The organism is Agrobacterium sp. SUL3 (assembly GCF_001263295.1).
GTDB lineage: Bacteria > Pseudomonadota > Alphaproteobacteria > Rhizobiales > Rhizobiaceae > Agrobacterium > Agrobacterium tomkonis.
The window spans coordinates 275,320-289,543 of the sequence record NZ_KQ414499.1 but is presented as its reverse complement, the minus strand read 5'-3'; the positions used below and the strand labels follow the sequence as shown (position 1 = coordinate 289,543).

Annotated in this window: 12 protein-coding genes; 6 read left to right on the top strand and 6 right to left on the bottom strand. The window is 58.9% G+C overall.

What is annotated here, in order from left to right; genetic code table 11:
• Positions 1-5: 5 nt before the first annotated feature.
• Positions 6-482 (bottom strand): transcription elongation factor GreA, encoded by a 477-nt coding sequence (gene greA, locus AKG12_RS05190; protein ID WP_026363859.1) that lies wholly within the window; start codon positions 480-482, stop codon positions 6-8.
• 222 nt (positions 483-704) lie between these two features.
• On the opposite strand from greA, the gene AKG12_RS05185 reads away from it, so the two are divergent.
• The 3 genes from AKG12_RS05185 (at position 705) to AKG12_RS05175 (ending at position 4,675) form a co-directional block, all read left to right on the top strand.
• Entirely contained in the window at positions 705-1,937 is a 1,233-nt protein-coding gene (locus AKG12_RS05185; RefSeq protein WP_052818054.1) for a putative DNA modification/repair radical SAM protein, read from the top strand.
• The gene (locus AKG12_RS05180; protein ID WP_052818053.1) at positions 1,937-3,388 is read left to right on the top strand and encodes a UdgX family uracil-DNA binding protein; all 1,452 of its coding nucleotides are present in this window, start codon (positions 1,937-1,939) and stop codon (positions 3,386-3,388) included. Before AKG12_RS05185 ends, AKG12_RS05180 begins: the two co-directional genes overlap by 1 nt.
• A gap of 147 nt (positions 3,389-3,535) precedes the next feature.
• Positions 3,536-4,675, top strand: coding sequence for a GGDEF domain-containing protein (locus AKG12_RS05175; protein ID WP_052818052.1), 1,140 nt, complete (start codon positions 3,536-3,538; stop codon positions 4,673-4,675).
• Here the strand turns inward: AKG12_RS05175 and AKG12_RS05170 are convergent.
• Positions 4,672-4,860: a type II toxin-antitoxin system antitoxin gene (locus tag AKG12_RS05170; RefSeq protein WP_046797998.1), complete on the bottom strand. Its 189-nt coding sequence runs from the start codon at positions 4,858-4,860 to the stop codon at positions 4,672-4,674. The two genes, AKG12_RS05175 and AKG12_RS05170, sit on opposite strands and share 4 nt — an antisense overlap.
• Positions 4,861-4,919: 59 nt before the next feature.
• Between AKG12_RS05170 and AKG12_RS30670 the strand changes: the two genes are divergently transcribed.
• Entirely contained in the window at positions 4,920-5,123 is a 204-nt protein-coding gene (locus tag AKG12_RS30670) for a hypothetical protein (RefSeq protein WP_197283301.1), read from the top strand.
• Positions 5,124-5,147: 24 nt separating this feature from the next.
• On the opposite strand, the gene carB is transcribed toward AKG12_RS30670, so the two are convergent.
• Together carB and AKG12_RS05155 are read right to left on the bottom strand one after the other, a co-directional pair.
• Positions 5,148-8,636: a carbamoyl-phosphate synthase large subunit gene (gene carB / locus AKG12_RS05160; RefSeq protein ID WP_046797999.1), complete on the bottom strand. Its 3,489-nt coding sequence runs from the start codon at positions 8,634-8,636 to the stop codon at positions 5,148-5,150.
• A gap of 157 nt (positions 8,637-8,793) precedes the next feature.
• Positions 8,794-9,615, bottom strand: coding sequence for a LytTR family DNA-binding domain-containing protein (locus AKG12_RS05155; RefSeq protein ID WP_052818050.1), 822 nt, complete (start codon positions 9,613-9,615; stop codon positions 8,794-8,796).
• An 85-nt stretch (positions 9,616-9,700) separates the two neighbouring features.
• Between AKG12_RS05155 and AKG12_RS05150 the strand changes: the two genes are divergently transcribed.
• Entirely contained in the window at positions 9,701-10,189 is a 489-nt protein-coding gene (locus tag AKG12_RS05150) for a DUF2306 domain-containing protein (protein WP_046798001.1), read from the top strand.
• A gap of 87 nt (positions 10,190-10,276) precedes the next feature.
• Entirely contained in the window at positions 10,277-11,209 is a 933-nt protein-coding gene (ypfJ, locus tag AKG12_RS05145; protein WP_052818049.1) for a KPN_02809 family neutral zinc metallopeptidase, read from the top strand.
• Between the two features lie 40 nt (positions 11,210-11,249).
• Here ypfJ and AKG12_RS05140 read toward each other — a convergent pair whose 3' ends face one another.
• Both AKG12_RS05140 and mcpU read right to left on the bottom strand, forming a co-directional pair.
• Positions 11,250-11,729 carry a DUF2938 domain-containing protein gene (locus AKG12_RS05140; protein ID WP_046798003.1) on the bottom strand — a complete coding sequence of 160 codons (480 nt, stop codon included), beginning with the start codon at positions 11,727-11,729 and terminating at the stop codon, positions 11,250-11,252.
• A gap of 289 nt (positions 11,730-12,018) precedes the next feature.
• Positions 12,019-14,109: a methyl-accepting chemotaxis protein McpU gene (gene mcpU, locus AKG12_RS05135; protein WP_052818048.1), complete on the bottom strand. Its 2,091-nt coding sequence runs from the start codon at positions 14,107-14,109 to the stop codon at positions 12,019-12,021.
• Between the last annotated feature and the right edge of the window lie 115 nt (positions 14,110-14,224).

Here is a 14,224-nt window from a genome sequence, read left to right as displayed (position 1 = left end):
GCTCATCAGCCCCACTGTACCGCGAGGATTTCGTAACCCTTGGCGCCGCCCGGGGCGTTGACTTCGATGCTGTCGCCGACTTCCTTGCCGATCAAGGCGCGGGCGATGGGCGAAGAGATGGAAATGCGGCCTGCCTTCACATCGGCTTCCTGGTCGCCGACGATCTGGTAGGTCTTTTCCTCGTCGCTGTCCTCATCGACCAGCTTGACGGTGGCGCCGAACTTGATCTTGGAACCGGACATCTTGGAAAGGTCGATGACCTCCGCGCGCGCGGTCAGGTCTTCCAGTTCGGTGATGCGGCCTTCATTATGGCTCTGGGCTTCCTTGGCAGCGTGGTATTCGGCATTTTCCGAAAGGTCGCCATGGGCGCGCGCTTCCGCAATTGCCTCGATGATACGGGGACGTTCCTCCTGCTGGCGAAAGCGCAGCTCCTCCTGCAGCTTGACGAATCCACCCTGAGTCATCGGCACTTTTTCTACCATTTTTTTATCCTTCGCAGTCCTGTCGCTTTTACTTGCAGACACAAAAAGAAACAGGTTCCGGAGAGGAACTCCGGAACCATGCCAAAATCATAACTAAGCCGACTATATCAGAAGACGACAGCGAAATGCCAGCAAATTTGAGGCGGTCAATTTTATACGTCCATTCATGGAGTTAAGCGGCATGATTGACATTTTTCAATAGAACATATAGTGAACATAATTATGAAGAAGTCAATCAGGCAACGTCTGGCCATTCTCTCCGATGCGGCGAAATATGACGCATCCTGCGCCTCCAGCGGCACGACGAAACGCAGCTCCGCTGCGTCTGGCGGGCTGGGTTCAACGGAGGGGTCGGGTATCTGCCATGCTTATGCGCCGGACGGGCGCTGCATTTCGCTCCTGAAAATCCTGCTCACCAATTTTTGCATCTATGACTGCGCCTATTGCATCAACCGCTCCTCCAGCAATGTGGAGCGCGCGCGGTTTACTGCCGAAGAGGTGGTGTGGCTGACGCTGGAGTTCTATCGACGCAACTATATTGAGGGGCTGTTTCTGTCTTCCGGCATTATCCGCTCCTCGGATCATACGATGGAAGAGATGGTGCGCGTGGCGCGGGAACTGCGCGTTACCCATGGATTTCGTGGTTATATCCATTTGAAATCGATCCCTGAAGCATCGCCGAAGCTCATAGAGGAAGCGGGGCTTTATGCGGACCGGCTGTCGATCAATATCGAGTTGCCGACCGATAGCGGTATTGGTCGTTTCGCGCCGGAAAAGCAGCCCGCCAATATTCGCCGCTCCATGGCCGATATCCGTCTGAAGATCGAGGAGGCGGGCGAGCCGACGGCGCGGACACGTCGGACCAAGCGCTTCGCGCCCGCCGGACAGAGCACACAGATGATCGTGGGTGCTGACGGGGCCGATGACAGCACCATCCTCTCCACCAGCGCCAGGCTTTATGGCAGTTATGGTCTGCGGCGCGTCTATTATTCGGCCTTCAGCCCCATTCCGGATTCTTCGAAAAACCTGCCGCTGATCAAGCCGCCTTTGATGCGTGAGCACAGGCTTTATCAGGCGGACTGGCTTTATCGGTTTTACGGTTTTGACATCGGCGAGATAACCGCGATTGGTGGCGATGGCATGCTGGATCTCGATATCGATCCGAAGCTGGCATGGGCGCTCAAAAATCGCGACCGTTTTCCAGTGGATGTGAATGTCGCGGATCGGGAAATGCTGCTGCGAGTGCCGGGTTTCGGCACCAAGACGGTCGCTTCCATTCTCTCGTCGCGACGGTTTCGGCGGGTACGGCTGGAGGATATTGCCCGCTTTGGGGTGTCCCTGAAAAAAGTGAAGGCCTTTATCGTTGCGGACGGCTGGACGCCGGGCAAACTGATTGAACGGCCGGATCTGCGGGCAATGTTTGCGCCGCAGCCTGAACAATTGTCGCTGTTGTGATGTATGGCCCGGTTCTGGAAGGGCGGGGCGATCTCAGCGAGTGGCGTGACGCGGCTCGGATGGCGCTTGCCGCCAATATACCACCGGAAGCGATTGACTGGCGGCTGTGGGATGACGAAGCGGGGCTGCTGGATTTTGCCGGTGAGCCGTTGCCGACACCCAGGGTTGGGGAAGCACAGGTTTCCGTTCCGTCCGCCTTCGTGGCGCTGGCGCAGGCGGTGATCTGTCACAGCGATAATGGCCGTTTTGCGTTACTATACCGGCTGTTGTGGCGGCTTAGGCAGGATCGCGCCCTGCTGCAGTTCAAGTCCGATCCGGATGTTTCACAAGCGCGGCTGCTCGAAAAATCCGTCCGCCGTGACTGTCACAAGATGACGGCCTTCGTTCGTTTCAAGGAGTTACCATTACCGCAGGGGCAGGGTGGGCGACGGCGCTTCGTCGCCTGGTTCGAGCCGGATCATTTCATTGTCGAGCGCGAGGCGCCGTTTTTCCAGCGGCGGTTCACTGACATGGACTGGCTGATCGCAACGCCGAAAGGATCTGCGCGATGGGATGGAAGCGTGTTGCAGACGTCGCGGGAGGCCGCCGCTCAACCCGACCTGAAAGATGAAACGGACGATCTCTGGCGGACCTATTATGCCAATATTTTCAATCCGGCCCGCTTGAAGATCAAGGCGATGACGGCGGAGATGCCAAAAAAATACTGGAAGAACCTGCCGGAAGCGGATCTCATTCCCGGCCTCATTCTGGGCGCGAAGGCGCGGGTGCTTGATATGGCGGCCAAGGCGGCAAGCCAGCCGCAGCCGTTTCACCACCGCCTGCAGGCCGTTGCCGCCGCGGCGCGGAAGGAGTCCCCGCAGGAACCGGAAGATTCGCTTGGGTCCCTGAGGCGGCAGGCAGGCCAATGCACCCGATGTCCGCTGCATTGCAAGGCGACACAAACTGTTTTTGGCGAGGGGCCGGAGAATGCGGATGTCATGATCGTCGGCGAACAGCCGGGCGATCACGAAGATCTTGCCGGAAAACCTTTCCTCGGTCCTGCTGGTCAGCTGTTTGATCGAACGCTGGGCGAGATTGGCGTGGATCGCAGGCGGCTTTACGTCACCAATGCCGTCAAGCATTTCAAATATGAAACACGCGGCAAGCGGCGTATTCACCGGCGGCCGGATGCGGGTGAGGTTCAGCAATGCCGCTGGTGGCTGAACCAGGAAATTGCACTGGTGCAGCCGAAGCTCATCGTCGCCATGGGCGCTACGGCGCTTTATGCCCTGACCGGTGGCAAGGAGAAAGTCACCGAAGTTCGGAGCCGCCCTCTTCCCATGCAGGAAGGGCGGACGCTTTTTGTCACGGTGCATCCATCCTATCTGCTGCGTCTGCCGGATGCGCGGGCGAGAGAGGCGGAAACTCTGCTCTTCAAAAAGGACATGGAGTTTCTAAGATTATTCGAATAAATTGTTTTATTGATCTATTTATATATAAAAATGTATTTTAGTTTTTATGAATATAACTTACGTTTTTTGATTCGGTATTTTTATTAAAATTTTATACTTATCGATGATAATTGAATCGGTCTTATTTATTTATTGCGTGGACATATTATGTTGGGTGAACTCGACCTCACGACAGTCATATTGATGCAGAAGTGCTCTTATATTGTAGGATTGTTGAGTTTCATCTATCTAAAGTTGTCAAATCGTGGGTTGCGTGGCCCGGTTGCTCTTGCTGCCGGCTTTGCAGCCATGACAATTGGTTCCACACTCGCCGGTTACGGCGAATGGGGGATAATGTCACCGGCTTTATGGCGGCTCGGCAGTGTCGTTTTCGGCATTGTCGGTTATGCGCTGATCTGGCTCGGTCTGAAAGTTCTGAGCGACGGACGCCCTGTGGGCCGCCGGACGGTGGTCGCCCTCTGTCTTGTCGCGCTGCTGGCGATTGTCGTCGCGCTGCAAGTGGCTGAAAACAATGCGTATCGCGCGGCTTTGTTCAATGGCTGCGCGGCTCTCGCCTATCTTGCGGGCGCGGTTGGGCTTTTCGCAAGGTGGCGCAAGGAGCGGCTTCTCTCCCGTCTGGCGCTTGGCGCAATCGCCGGGATTTCCGGTCTGATTTCGCTCTCTGTGGTGAAGAGCATATTTTTCCCGGACTATGCCACCATCAACCTGGTCAATGCGTTTTTCTTCATCATCATGTTGAATTTCGCCATCGCGCTGTTCGTGATGATGCTGGTGGCCGAGCGGTCCGAACGGAAATTGCTGGTTCTCGCCAATACCGACCCGCTGACCGGCGTCAAGAACCGCCGGTTCTTTTTCCAGGCGATGCCTGCGGCGCCCGATCCTGCCGATGCGGCCATGCTGCTGGATATCGATCACTTCAAATCGATCAACGACCGTTTTGGCCATGCCGTCGGTGACAGCGTCCTTCAGGAAGTGGCAAAACGCATCGGCGGCAGCATACGCGGCGGCGATGTACTGGCGCGGTACGGTGGCGAGGAATTCATCATCTTCCTGCCGGGTGCGGGTGGTCAGAAAGCCTCTGTTATCGGCGAGCGTATTCGCAATGCGGTTGCGGTCAATGACGTTGATTGCGGTGGGTTGCGCGTTGGTGTCACGATCAGCATCGGCGTTGCGACCGCGGGCGAGATGCGCTGCGACCTGCAGACGCTGGCGGAAATGGCGGATCGCGCCCTTTACCGGGCCAAGAGCGAAGGGCGTAACTGTGTGCGCGAGGCGCTGGCGGCCTAGCCCTGCGGCTCGCTCACTTCATCCGCCGCGGCGCGATGGTGCAGGGCTTCCTTGAGCAAGATCTCGATCTGGGCATTGATGCTGCGCAATTCGCCGCTGGCCGTGTTCCTGATCACGTTCAATATTGCGGGTTCGATCCGCAGCGGAAAAGCCACCCGTTCCGGTCCCGGCGGACGTCCAGCCATCGCTTCAGCCCCGCAAGGTTTCGGTGTCGATCACCGGGGTTGGGTCAACAGGCGCGGAAATGCCGGCGATCATGCGGGCAAGCATGGGCGGACTATTTCCGCCTGCGGTCGGCGGCGGTATGTCGGTCTTGGATAGGGGCATCATGAACCTCACGTGGGAATGGTGGGTTTTTGATACCGGAAACGGATTGCAGGGGGATTACGCAATGCGAAACGCCGCGGATCTTGCGACCCGCGGCGTTTCGTTTTCATTCAGCACGTGACGGCGCGGATTTCCCGCGGGCCGCTTACTGGAAATAGCTCTGCAGCGGCTTCACTTCCAGATTGCCGGCCTTCAGCGCCTTGATGGCAAGGGCAGCGGCTTCCGCGCCGGCCATTGTTGTGTAGTAGGGTACCTTCTGCATCAGTGTTGCACGACGCAGCGACTTGCTATCGGAAATCGCCTTGTTGCTATCAGTGGTATTGATGACGAGCTGGACCTGACGGTTGCGGATGGCATCTTCGATATGCGGACGGCCTTCCTGCACCTTGTTGATCTTTTCAGCGTTGACGCCCCGTTCTGCGAGGAAACGCTGGGTGCCGCCGGTCGCCACGACTTTGAAGCCGCTTTCCACCAGAATGCGGATGGCGGGGAGAACGCCTTCCTTATCGTCGTCACGCACCGAGACAAAGACGGTGCCGGAGCGCGGCAGGTCGACGCCGGCGCCGAGCTGGCTCTTGGCGAAGGCCAGTGCGAAATCCGTGTCGAGGCCGATGACTTCACCGGTCGAGCGCATTTCAGGTCCGAGCAGAATGTCGACGCCGGGGAAGCGGGCGAAGGGGAAGACGGCTTCCTTGACGGCGATGTGCTTCAGGTTGCGCGGATCAGGCTTTTCGCCGTAAGCCGCAATCGCCGCACCGAGCTTTTCACCGGCCATGACGCGGGCGGCGATCTTGGCAATCGGCGCGCCGATGGTCTTCGCCACGAAAGGCACGGTGCGCGAGGCGCGCGGGTTGACTTCGAGAACGTAGATCGTGCCGTCCTTGATGGCGTATTGCACGTTCATCAGGCCGCCGACATTGAGCGCTTTTGCAAGTGCCGTCGTCTGGCGTTCCAGTTCGTCAAGGGTTTCCTTGCTCAGTGAACGGGACGGCAGCGAGCAGGCGCTATCGCCCGAGTGGATGCCGGCTTCTTCGATGTGTTCCATGATTCCGGAAACGAAGACGCTTTCGCCGTCGCAAAGCGCATCGACGTCCACTTCGACGGCGTTGGTCAGGTAGCTGTCGAACAGAAGCGGGTTCTTGCCGAGCAGGGTGTTGATCTGGCCGGTCTTGTCGTTCGGGTAACGCTGCTTGATGTCCTCAGGCACGAGACCCGGAACCGTGTCGAGCAGATAGGTCTGGAGCTGGCCTTCCGAATGGATGATCTGCATGGCGCGGCCACCCAGAACGTAGGACGGGCGAACCACCAGCGGGAAGCCGATTTCAGACGCGACGAGGCGGGCCTGCTCGACCGAATAGGCGATGCCGTTGTTCGGCTGAGCGAGATCGAGCTTCATCAGCAGTTTCTGGAAGCGGTCGCGGTCTTCGGCAAGGTCGATCATGTCAGGCGCTGTGCCGAGGATCGGGATACCGTTCTTTTCCAGCGCTTCGGCAAGCTTCAGCGGGGTCTGGCCGCCGAACTGCACGATGACGCCGACGAGTTCACCCTTTTCCTGTTCGGCACGCATGATCTCGATCACGTCTTCGGCCGTCAGCGGTTCGAAATAGAGGCGGTCGGAGGTGTCGTAGTCGGTGGAAACCGTTTCCGGGTTACAGTTGATCATGATCGCTTCGAAGCCGGCATCCTTCAGCGCGAAGGCGGCATGGCAGCAGCAATAATCGAACTCGATGCCCTGGCCGATGCGGTTCGGACCGCCACCGAGGATAACGACTTTCTTGCGGTCGGAAACCTGCGCTTCCGAACGGGCGGCGCCGACGAAGGGGATTTCATAGGTCGAATACATGTAAGCGGTCGGCGAAGCGAATTCGGCCGCGCAGGTGTCGATGCGCTTGAAGACCGGGCGAACATTGAGGCTGTTGCGCAGCTCGGCCACTTCCTTCGGGCGCTTGGACGTCAGGCTGGCGAGGCGGGCGTCGGAAAAGCCCATGGCTTTGAGCATGCGCAGGTTTTCGGCATCCTGCGGCAGGCCGTGCTCGCGGATGCGGGCTTCCATGTCGACGATCGCCTTGAACTGGGCGATGAACCACGGATCGATCTTCGAGTTTTCGTGGACTTCCTCTTCGGTCATGCCCATGCGCAGCGCCTGGGCGACCATGCGCAGACGGTCCGGCGTCGGTGTGCCGATGGCGGCGCGGATGGCGTTCTTGGAGCCTTCGCCTTCCTCAAAGCCGGGGATTTCGATTTCATCGAGACCGGTGAGGCCGGTTTCCATGCCGCGCAGAGCCTTCTGCAGCGATTCGGCGAAGGTGCGGCCGATTGCCATGACTTCGCCGACCGACTTCATGGCGGTGGTGAGGATCGGCGAAGCGCCCGGGAATTTCTCGAAGGCGAAACGCGGGATCTTGGTGACGACGTAGTCGATCGAAGGCTCGAAGGATGCCGGCGTCGCACCGCCGGTAATGTCGTTTTCCAGCTCGTCCAGCGTGTAGCCGATGGCGAGCTTGGCGGCGATCTTGGCAATCGGGAAGCCGGTGGCCTTCGATGCCAGTGCGGACGAGCGCGAGACGCGCGGGTTCATTTCGATGACGACGAGGCGGCCATCTTTCGGATTGACGGCGAACTGCACGTTCGAGCCGCCGGTTTCCACGCCGATCTCGCGCAGCACCGCAATCGAGGCGTTGCGCATGATCTGGTATTCTTTGTCCGTCAGCGTCAGCGCCGGCGCAACCGTGATCGAGTCACCCGTGTGGACGCCCATCGGATCGATGTTTTCGATGGAGCAGATGATGATGCAATTGTCCGCCGTGTCGCGGACCACTTCCATCTCATATTCCTTCCAGCCGAGAACCGATTCTTCGACCAGCACTTCGGTGGTGGGCGAGGCGTCGAGGCCGCCCGAGACGATGTCGAAGAATTCCGAGCGGTTATAGGCAATGCCGCCGCCGGTGCCGCCGAGCGTGAAGGACGGGCGGATGATGGCGGGCAGGCCGACATGGTCGATTGCCTGCGCGGCAATCGCAATCGCATGGGCCATGTAGCGCTGCTTGCGGTCAGTCTCGCCGAGGTTCCACTGGTTTTCGAGATCATCCAGCGCCTTGTCCAGTTCAGCGCCGGAAAGCTTTGCCTTCAGCTCAGCGCGCGCCGCCTCATGGGTCTTGCGGTCGGCATCCTTGATTTCGGTCGCGTTGGCCAGCATAGATTTCGGCGTTTCAAGGCCGATGCGCGCCATGGCTTCGCGGAAGAGAGCGCGGTCTTCGGCCATGTCGATGGCTTCCGGCTTTGCGCCGATCATTTCGACATTGTAACGGTCGAGAACGCCCATGCGCTTGAGAGAAAGCGCAGTGTTGAGCGCGGTCTGGCCGCCCATGGTCGGAAGCAGCGCGTCCGGGCGTTCCTTGGCGATGATCTTCGCCACGACTTCGGGCGTGATCGGCTCGACATAAGTGGCGTCGGCAAGGCCCGGATCGGTCATGATGGTCGCGGGGTTGGAGTTGACCAGAATGACCCGGTAACCCTCTTCCTTCAGCGCCTTGCAGGCCTGCGTGCCGGAATAGTCGAATTCACATGCCTGACCGATGACGATCGGTCCCGCGCCGATGATGAGGATGGACTTGATATCTTGGCGCTTCGGCATGGCTCTCTCGTTCCGCTTTTTGGTTGCGCAAAACACCGGCCACGGTGGAAGATCACCGGCCGGGGAGCGCAATTCAAATGTTTTCAGGCTAGAAGCGGCTTATAGGCAAATGTTTTTGAGAACGGAACCCCATAAATTCCGGAATCGACAGAAACTCTTAACCGACAGGGGCATGCGCGGCGAAACGGGCCTGCACAGCAGCATTGCGGGAGCGGCTGACGGGAATTTCCGTGCCGTCTCTGGTCATGAGGTGCAGGCGGCCCGCCTGTTTGCGCAGCGAGACGACGTCGGCATCGGCAATCCAGTGCGAGCGGTGTACCTGCAAGCCTTTCGTATCGCCAATTTCCTTCATCGCATCGGCAAAACGCAGCAGAACCAGCTGACATCCCCGCGTCGTCACCACCTCGGTATAGTGATCCTGCACGGAAAGACGCAGCAGCGGTCCGCGCCGCTCCGGCTCCAGGCGGTCAAGAATTGCGGGACGCTCCTTGACCGAAGGTGGTGGCGTGGTTTCCGCTCCTGTCTCTTCGGTTGGATCGGTTGTGTTTGCGGGGCCGGCTGTCAGGTAACCGAGGAAACAGAATATCAGGCAAAGCGGCAGAGCAGCCTGAGCATCCTCGCCAATCGAGGCGATATCGACGGGCTGCGCGAAAAACGCATGGTTAGCGAGGGTTATGGTCGCACCGATCGGCAGGGCGGCGGCGATCGCTCCGGCCATCATCCGGGCAAGCGGGCTTGTCAGCGTCCGTACCAGCGCGGCATTGGCGAAGGCCGAAAAACCGGTGGTGATGATCCAGCCCGAGCCTAAGAGCAGGGTCCAATAGGCAGCCCTTGGCCAAAAGGCCATTTTCTGGCCCGTACCATAGGGACCTGTCACGATGAAGAGAACGGCTATGGCGACGAAGGTGCTCCACAACGAGCGGGAACGACCCTTCGCTTGCAATTGGCGAAGCGTGGATTGCACGACATTGCCGTTCACGAAGTTCTCCCGCTGTTTGCGCTATTCCGGTTGAGCCACGCCATGTTTCGCTGAAATTGCCGCCGAGTTCAACCGGGTGAGACAAATGTCCCTTCAACCTCTTCTCGACGCGCCTTTCGCCGTTCAGCTGCATGTGGCGACGGTCATTCCCGCCGCCATTCTCGGCGCGGTGGTTTTGTTTTCTCCCAAAGGCACGCCTCTTCACCGGCTGCTCGGCAAGATCTGGGTCGCGCTGATGGTTCTCACGTCCTTCTCGACATTCTTCATCCATGAACTGAATGTCTTTTATGGTTTCAGCCCGATCCACCTGATGTCGATTTTCACCATATATGGCTGTCTGCAATCGGTCTATTTCGCGCGCAGGGGTGAAATAAAGCGCCATATGCGGATCATGCAGGGCGTTTATCTCGGCGGCATCGTCATTGCGGGCGGTTTCACCTTCCTTCCCACGCGTATCATGAACGAGGTTGTTTTCGGCAATGGCGGGGAGGATTTTCTGACGCTGTCGGTCGGTGGCCTGTTGTTTGTTTTCCTGTTCGTTGCGGTCTTCAGGCAAAAGCGGCGTGCCGCCTGAGAGAGGCCAAGCTTTCTTCCGGAACAAGATGTATTATAGTGCCGTTATAAGGCAGCTTGTTGAGGCGATATTCGCCGGGAGAAGAGCATGGAATGGAGAGGGCGTCGCCAGTCGGACAATATCGAGGACCGGCGCGGCATGTCAGCGGGTTCGGGGCCTTCGGGCAACGATCCTTTTTCCCGAGGGGGAATGCGTGTGCCGATTGGGCGTCGCGGCGGCGGCATCGGCATCGGCGGCATTCTGGTCATCCTGCTGATCAGCTGGGTGCTTGGCATCAATCCGCTGACGCTGCTTTCGGGCGGCGATATTTCACTGGATGGTGGTGGCACAACGCAGCAATCCGGAACGCAGCAGCCCGGCACGCGTCCGCAGGGGCAATCATCTGACGAGACGACGGCTTTCGTTCGTACCGTGCTGGCCGAGACCGAAGATACGTGGAGTGGCATTTTCCAGTCCGCTGGCGAGACCTATCAGAAACCGACGCTGGTTCTGTTCTCCGGCCAGGTGTCTTCCGCCTGCGGTTATGCTTCGGCTGCCAGCGGCCCGTTTTATTGCCCGGGTGACCGCAAGGTCTATCTCGACACCAGCTTCTTCAAGGAATTGGACCAGCGTTTCGGTGCGGCCGGCGATTTCGCCCAGGCTTACGTGATTGCGCATGAGATTGGCCACCACATCCAGAACCTGACCGGCGTTCTGCCGGAGTTCAACCGCCGCCGCCAGTCTATGAGCCAGGTGGATGCCAACAAGATGTCCGTGCGCGTGGAGCTTCAGGCGGATTGTTATGCCGGCATCTGGGGCAAGTTCACCGAGCAGAAGGGCATTCTCGAAACCGGCGACCTTGAGGAAGCGTTGAACGCCGCCCATCAGATCGGTGACGACACGTTGCAGAAGCAGACCCAAGGTTATGTGGTGCCTGATAGTTTCAACCACGGCACCTCGGCACAGCGGGCGGAATGGTTCAAGCGCGGTTTCCAGAGCGGCCGTGTCGAAGATTGCGATACGTTCTCGGCCAATCTTTGAGAATGAAGAGATGAGGGGGCTTTTTAGCCCCCTTTTTTGTTTAGCGCATCAAAAGCGCCACGGCATACATGCCGAGTGCGAAGACCGTATGGGCAACGAGGTTGAGAACACGAACCTTGGTGGGATTGGGCGTTTTTGAGGCCGCCCAGCCGATGCCGAGACCCGGCTGCAACAGGAACCAGCCCGCGCCGACCGTGACGATGCCGACGATCCACGGCTGGATGAAGGACGGGTTTGCAAACCAGGCAGCCGGCACCACCAGCGCCAGAATGATGCCGTAGAGGATGCCGACGGCGTAGTGCGAAATCCAGCCGAGCGCCAGTTCATGTTCATAAGGCGCGGCTGTGGCGATGCTATCGTGAAATATCGTACCTTTTGGCACATGCCAGAACCAGCGGCCGACCGGTGCCCAGTTCGGCGCTGACTGGCCAAAAAACCGATGCAGCACAATCGCCCATATATCCATAAACACCGTGCCGCCAATGCCCATGGCAATGCCGCGCCAAATCAGTTCCAGCATGAGTTCCTCCGCATATCATGATCGATCAAGCTCTAGCGGATCGGGCGGGTGGAGAGAACGGGGTATCTTTCGCACAGCAAATAAAAATGGCCGGATCGATCCGGCCATGAAAGAGGTTGAAACCTATCCTCCGTCATGCCGGACTTGATCCGGAATCCAGCTACGGCGCGTCTGCGCCGTGAGGAATGAGTCTTTCGCGATCAAGGACTTGATCGCGCTGGACCCCGGATCTAGTCCGGGGTGACGGCGTTTGTATGCGTTGCCTCCACTAAACGAGCAGGCGGTTCCCCTAAGCAGCCCGCCCATAATCCGCCTGCCGTCGCGTTGCCGTGGCGAGCTGGAACTGCGCGAGCAGATCGTTGAGCGCCGCCGCTTCCGAAGCAAGGCCATGGCTTGCGGCCGTCTGTTCCTCCACCATGGCGGCATTCTGCTGCGTGCCCTGATCGATGGTGTTGATGGCGGTGTTGATTTCCTGAAGCCCGGTCGACTGTTCGCGCGACGACGTCACGATGGCGTCGATGTGGCGGTTGATCTCCTGCACTTCGCGGACGATGGTTTCCAGCGCCTTGCCGGCATTGCCGACGAGATCGACGCCGGATTGTACCTGCGATGTCGAGGCATTGATCAACGTCTTGATTTCCTTGGCGGCATTGGCGGAGCGCTGGGCAAGTTCGCGCACTTCCTGTGCGACGACGGCAAAACCCTTGCCGGCTTCACCGGCACGCGCCGCTTCCACTCCGGCATTCAGCGCCAGAAGGTTTGTCTGGAAGGCGATTTCATCGATCACGCCGATGATGTTGCTGATCTCCGACGATGATTTCTCAATGCCTTCCATGGCGCGAACCGCATCTTCGACGATGATGCCGGATTGTTCGGCATTGCCGCGGGCGCGATCAACCAGACGTCCGACTTCCTCGGCGCGGCGGGCGGGGTCCTTCACGGTGGTTGTGATTTCCTCAAGCGCTGCGGCGGTTTCTTCCACCGAGGCTGCCTGCTGCTCCGTGCGCCGTGCCAGATCGTCGGCGGATTGGCGAATCTCACCAGCACCGGCGTCGATTGCGCGGGCATTCTGGCCAACGGTGCTGAGCGCCACATTCAGCTTGGCGACGGAATTGTTGAAATCGTCGCGCAGGCGGTCGATGCGGCTCACGAAAGGCGTGTCGATGCGGTAATTGAGATCGCCGTCCGAAAGATGCGCCAGACCTTTGGCGAGCGAATCGACCGCGAACTGGATGTCCGCCGCGTCTTTCGCCGAACTTCTCTCCCGCTCGTTGCGCTCCTGTTCGGAAAGCGTGCGGTTTTCTTCGGCGTCACCTTCGAGACGCAGGCGCTCCATGGCGTTCGACCTGAAAACGGCGACTGCTGCGGCCATCGAGCCGATCTGGTCGGTGCGCTCCTGGCCGGGAATGGCGACATCGAGATTGCCGGCCGCAAGGCCTTCCATGGCCGAGGTCATCTGCGTGACGGGGCGGACGATGAAACGGGAGAGCACAGTTGCAAGCAGCGCGATCATGATTGCAGCGGCAAGAACCGTGGCAATGGTCGCTGCCAGCCGGAACTGGCCGATTGCGCTATAGGCTATATCGGAATCGACGACAAAGCCGAGATACCAGTCGACCGAAGGCAGGCCGGCAACCGGGATGAAGCTGGTGATCTTGCCCTTGCCGTCAATTTCGGTCTGGGAAATCGCCGAGGAAATTGCCGGTGTGTTGACCTTGAAAAGATCGCTCAGCGGCTTGTCGACGAGTTTCGGATCGGGATGAATAAGGATCTTGCCGTCCTTACTGACCAAGAAGGCGTAACCGTCCGTGCCGGCATCTACGGACTTGATCATCTTTACCAGCGAATCCAGCGAGAAGTCGCTTCCCGTCACGCCAGCCAACTTGCCATCAACGGAAACGGGCATCGCTGCAGTGATGACGAGGCCGCCGGTCGAGGCGTCGGTGTAAGGTTCGGTCAGCACCGGCTTGCCGGCCTTGACCGCATCCAGATACCAGGGGCGCTTGCGCGGGTCATAACCTTCCGGAAGCGGTGTTTTCGGGAACGTCGTGAAGACGCCGTTTTCGGCATTGCCGAAATAGGTGGACATGAACTGCGCTGTCAGCACGTCGTTCTGAAGGAACTGCAGCTTGGCATCGTCCTCCGGAAGCTTCGCAAGCGTTTTCGCCACCGTGTCGGTGAGCATGATGCGGCCGTTCAGCCAGTTTGCGATGCTCTGTGCGGCCTGCTTGCCGGACGAATCGATGTTTTCCGCCACCGCTTCCGTCGTGACCCGGTGCTGAAGGCTATCGATATAGAAAGAAAATCCCGCAAAGGCGGCGACAACAAGTGATGATGCCGCAAACAGAATGCGCGTCATGAGGTTGGATTTTTTTGGCAAGCTACACGTCCTTGAAACCAGATATGCCCGGTCGGGTCATCTTGGAGAATGGGGGGAAAGACATGCCTCTAGGGCGGGAATATTCTGCGTCATGCAGCTTATGATTTAAAAGAAC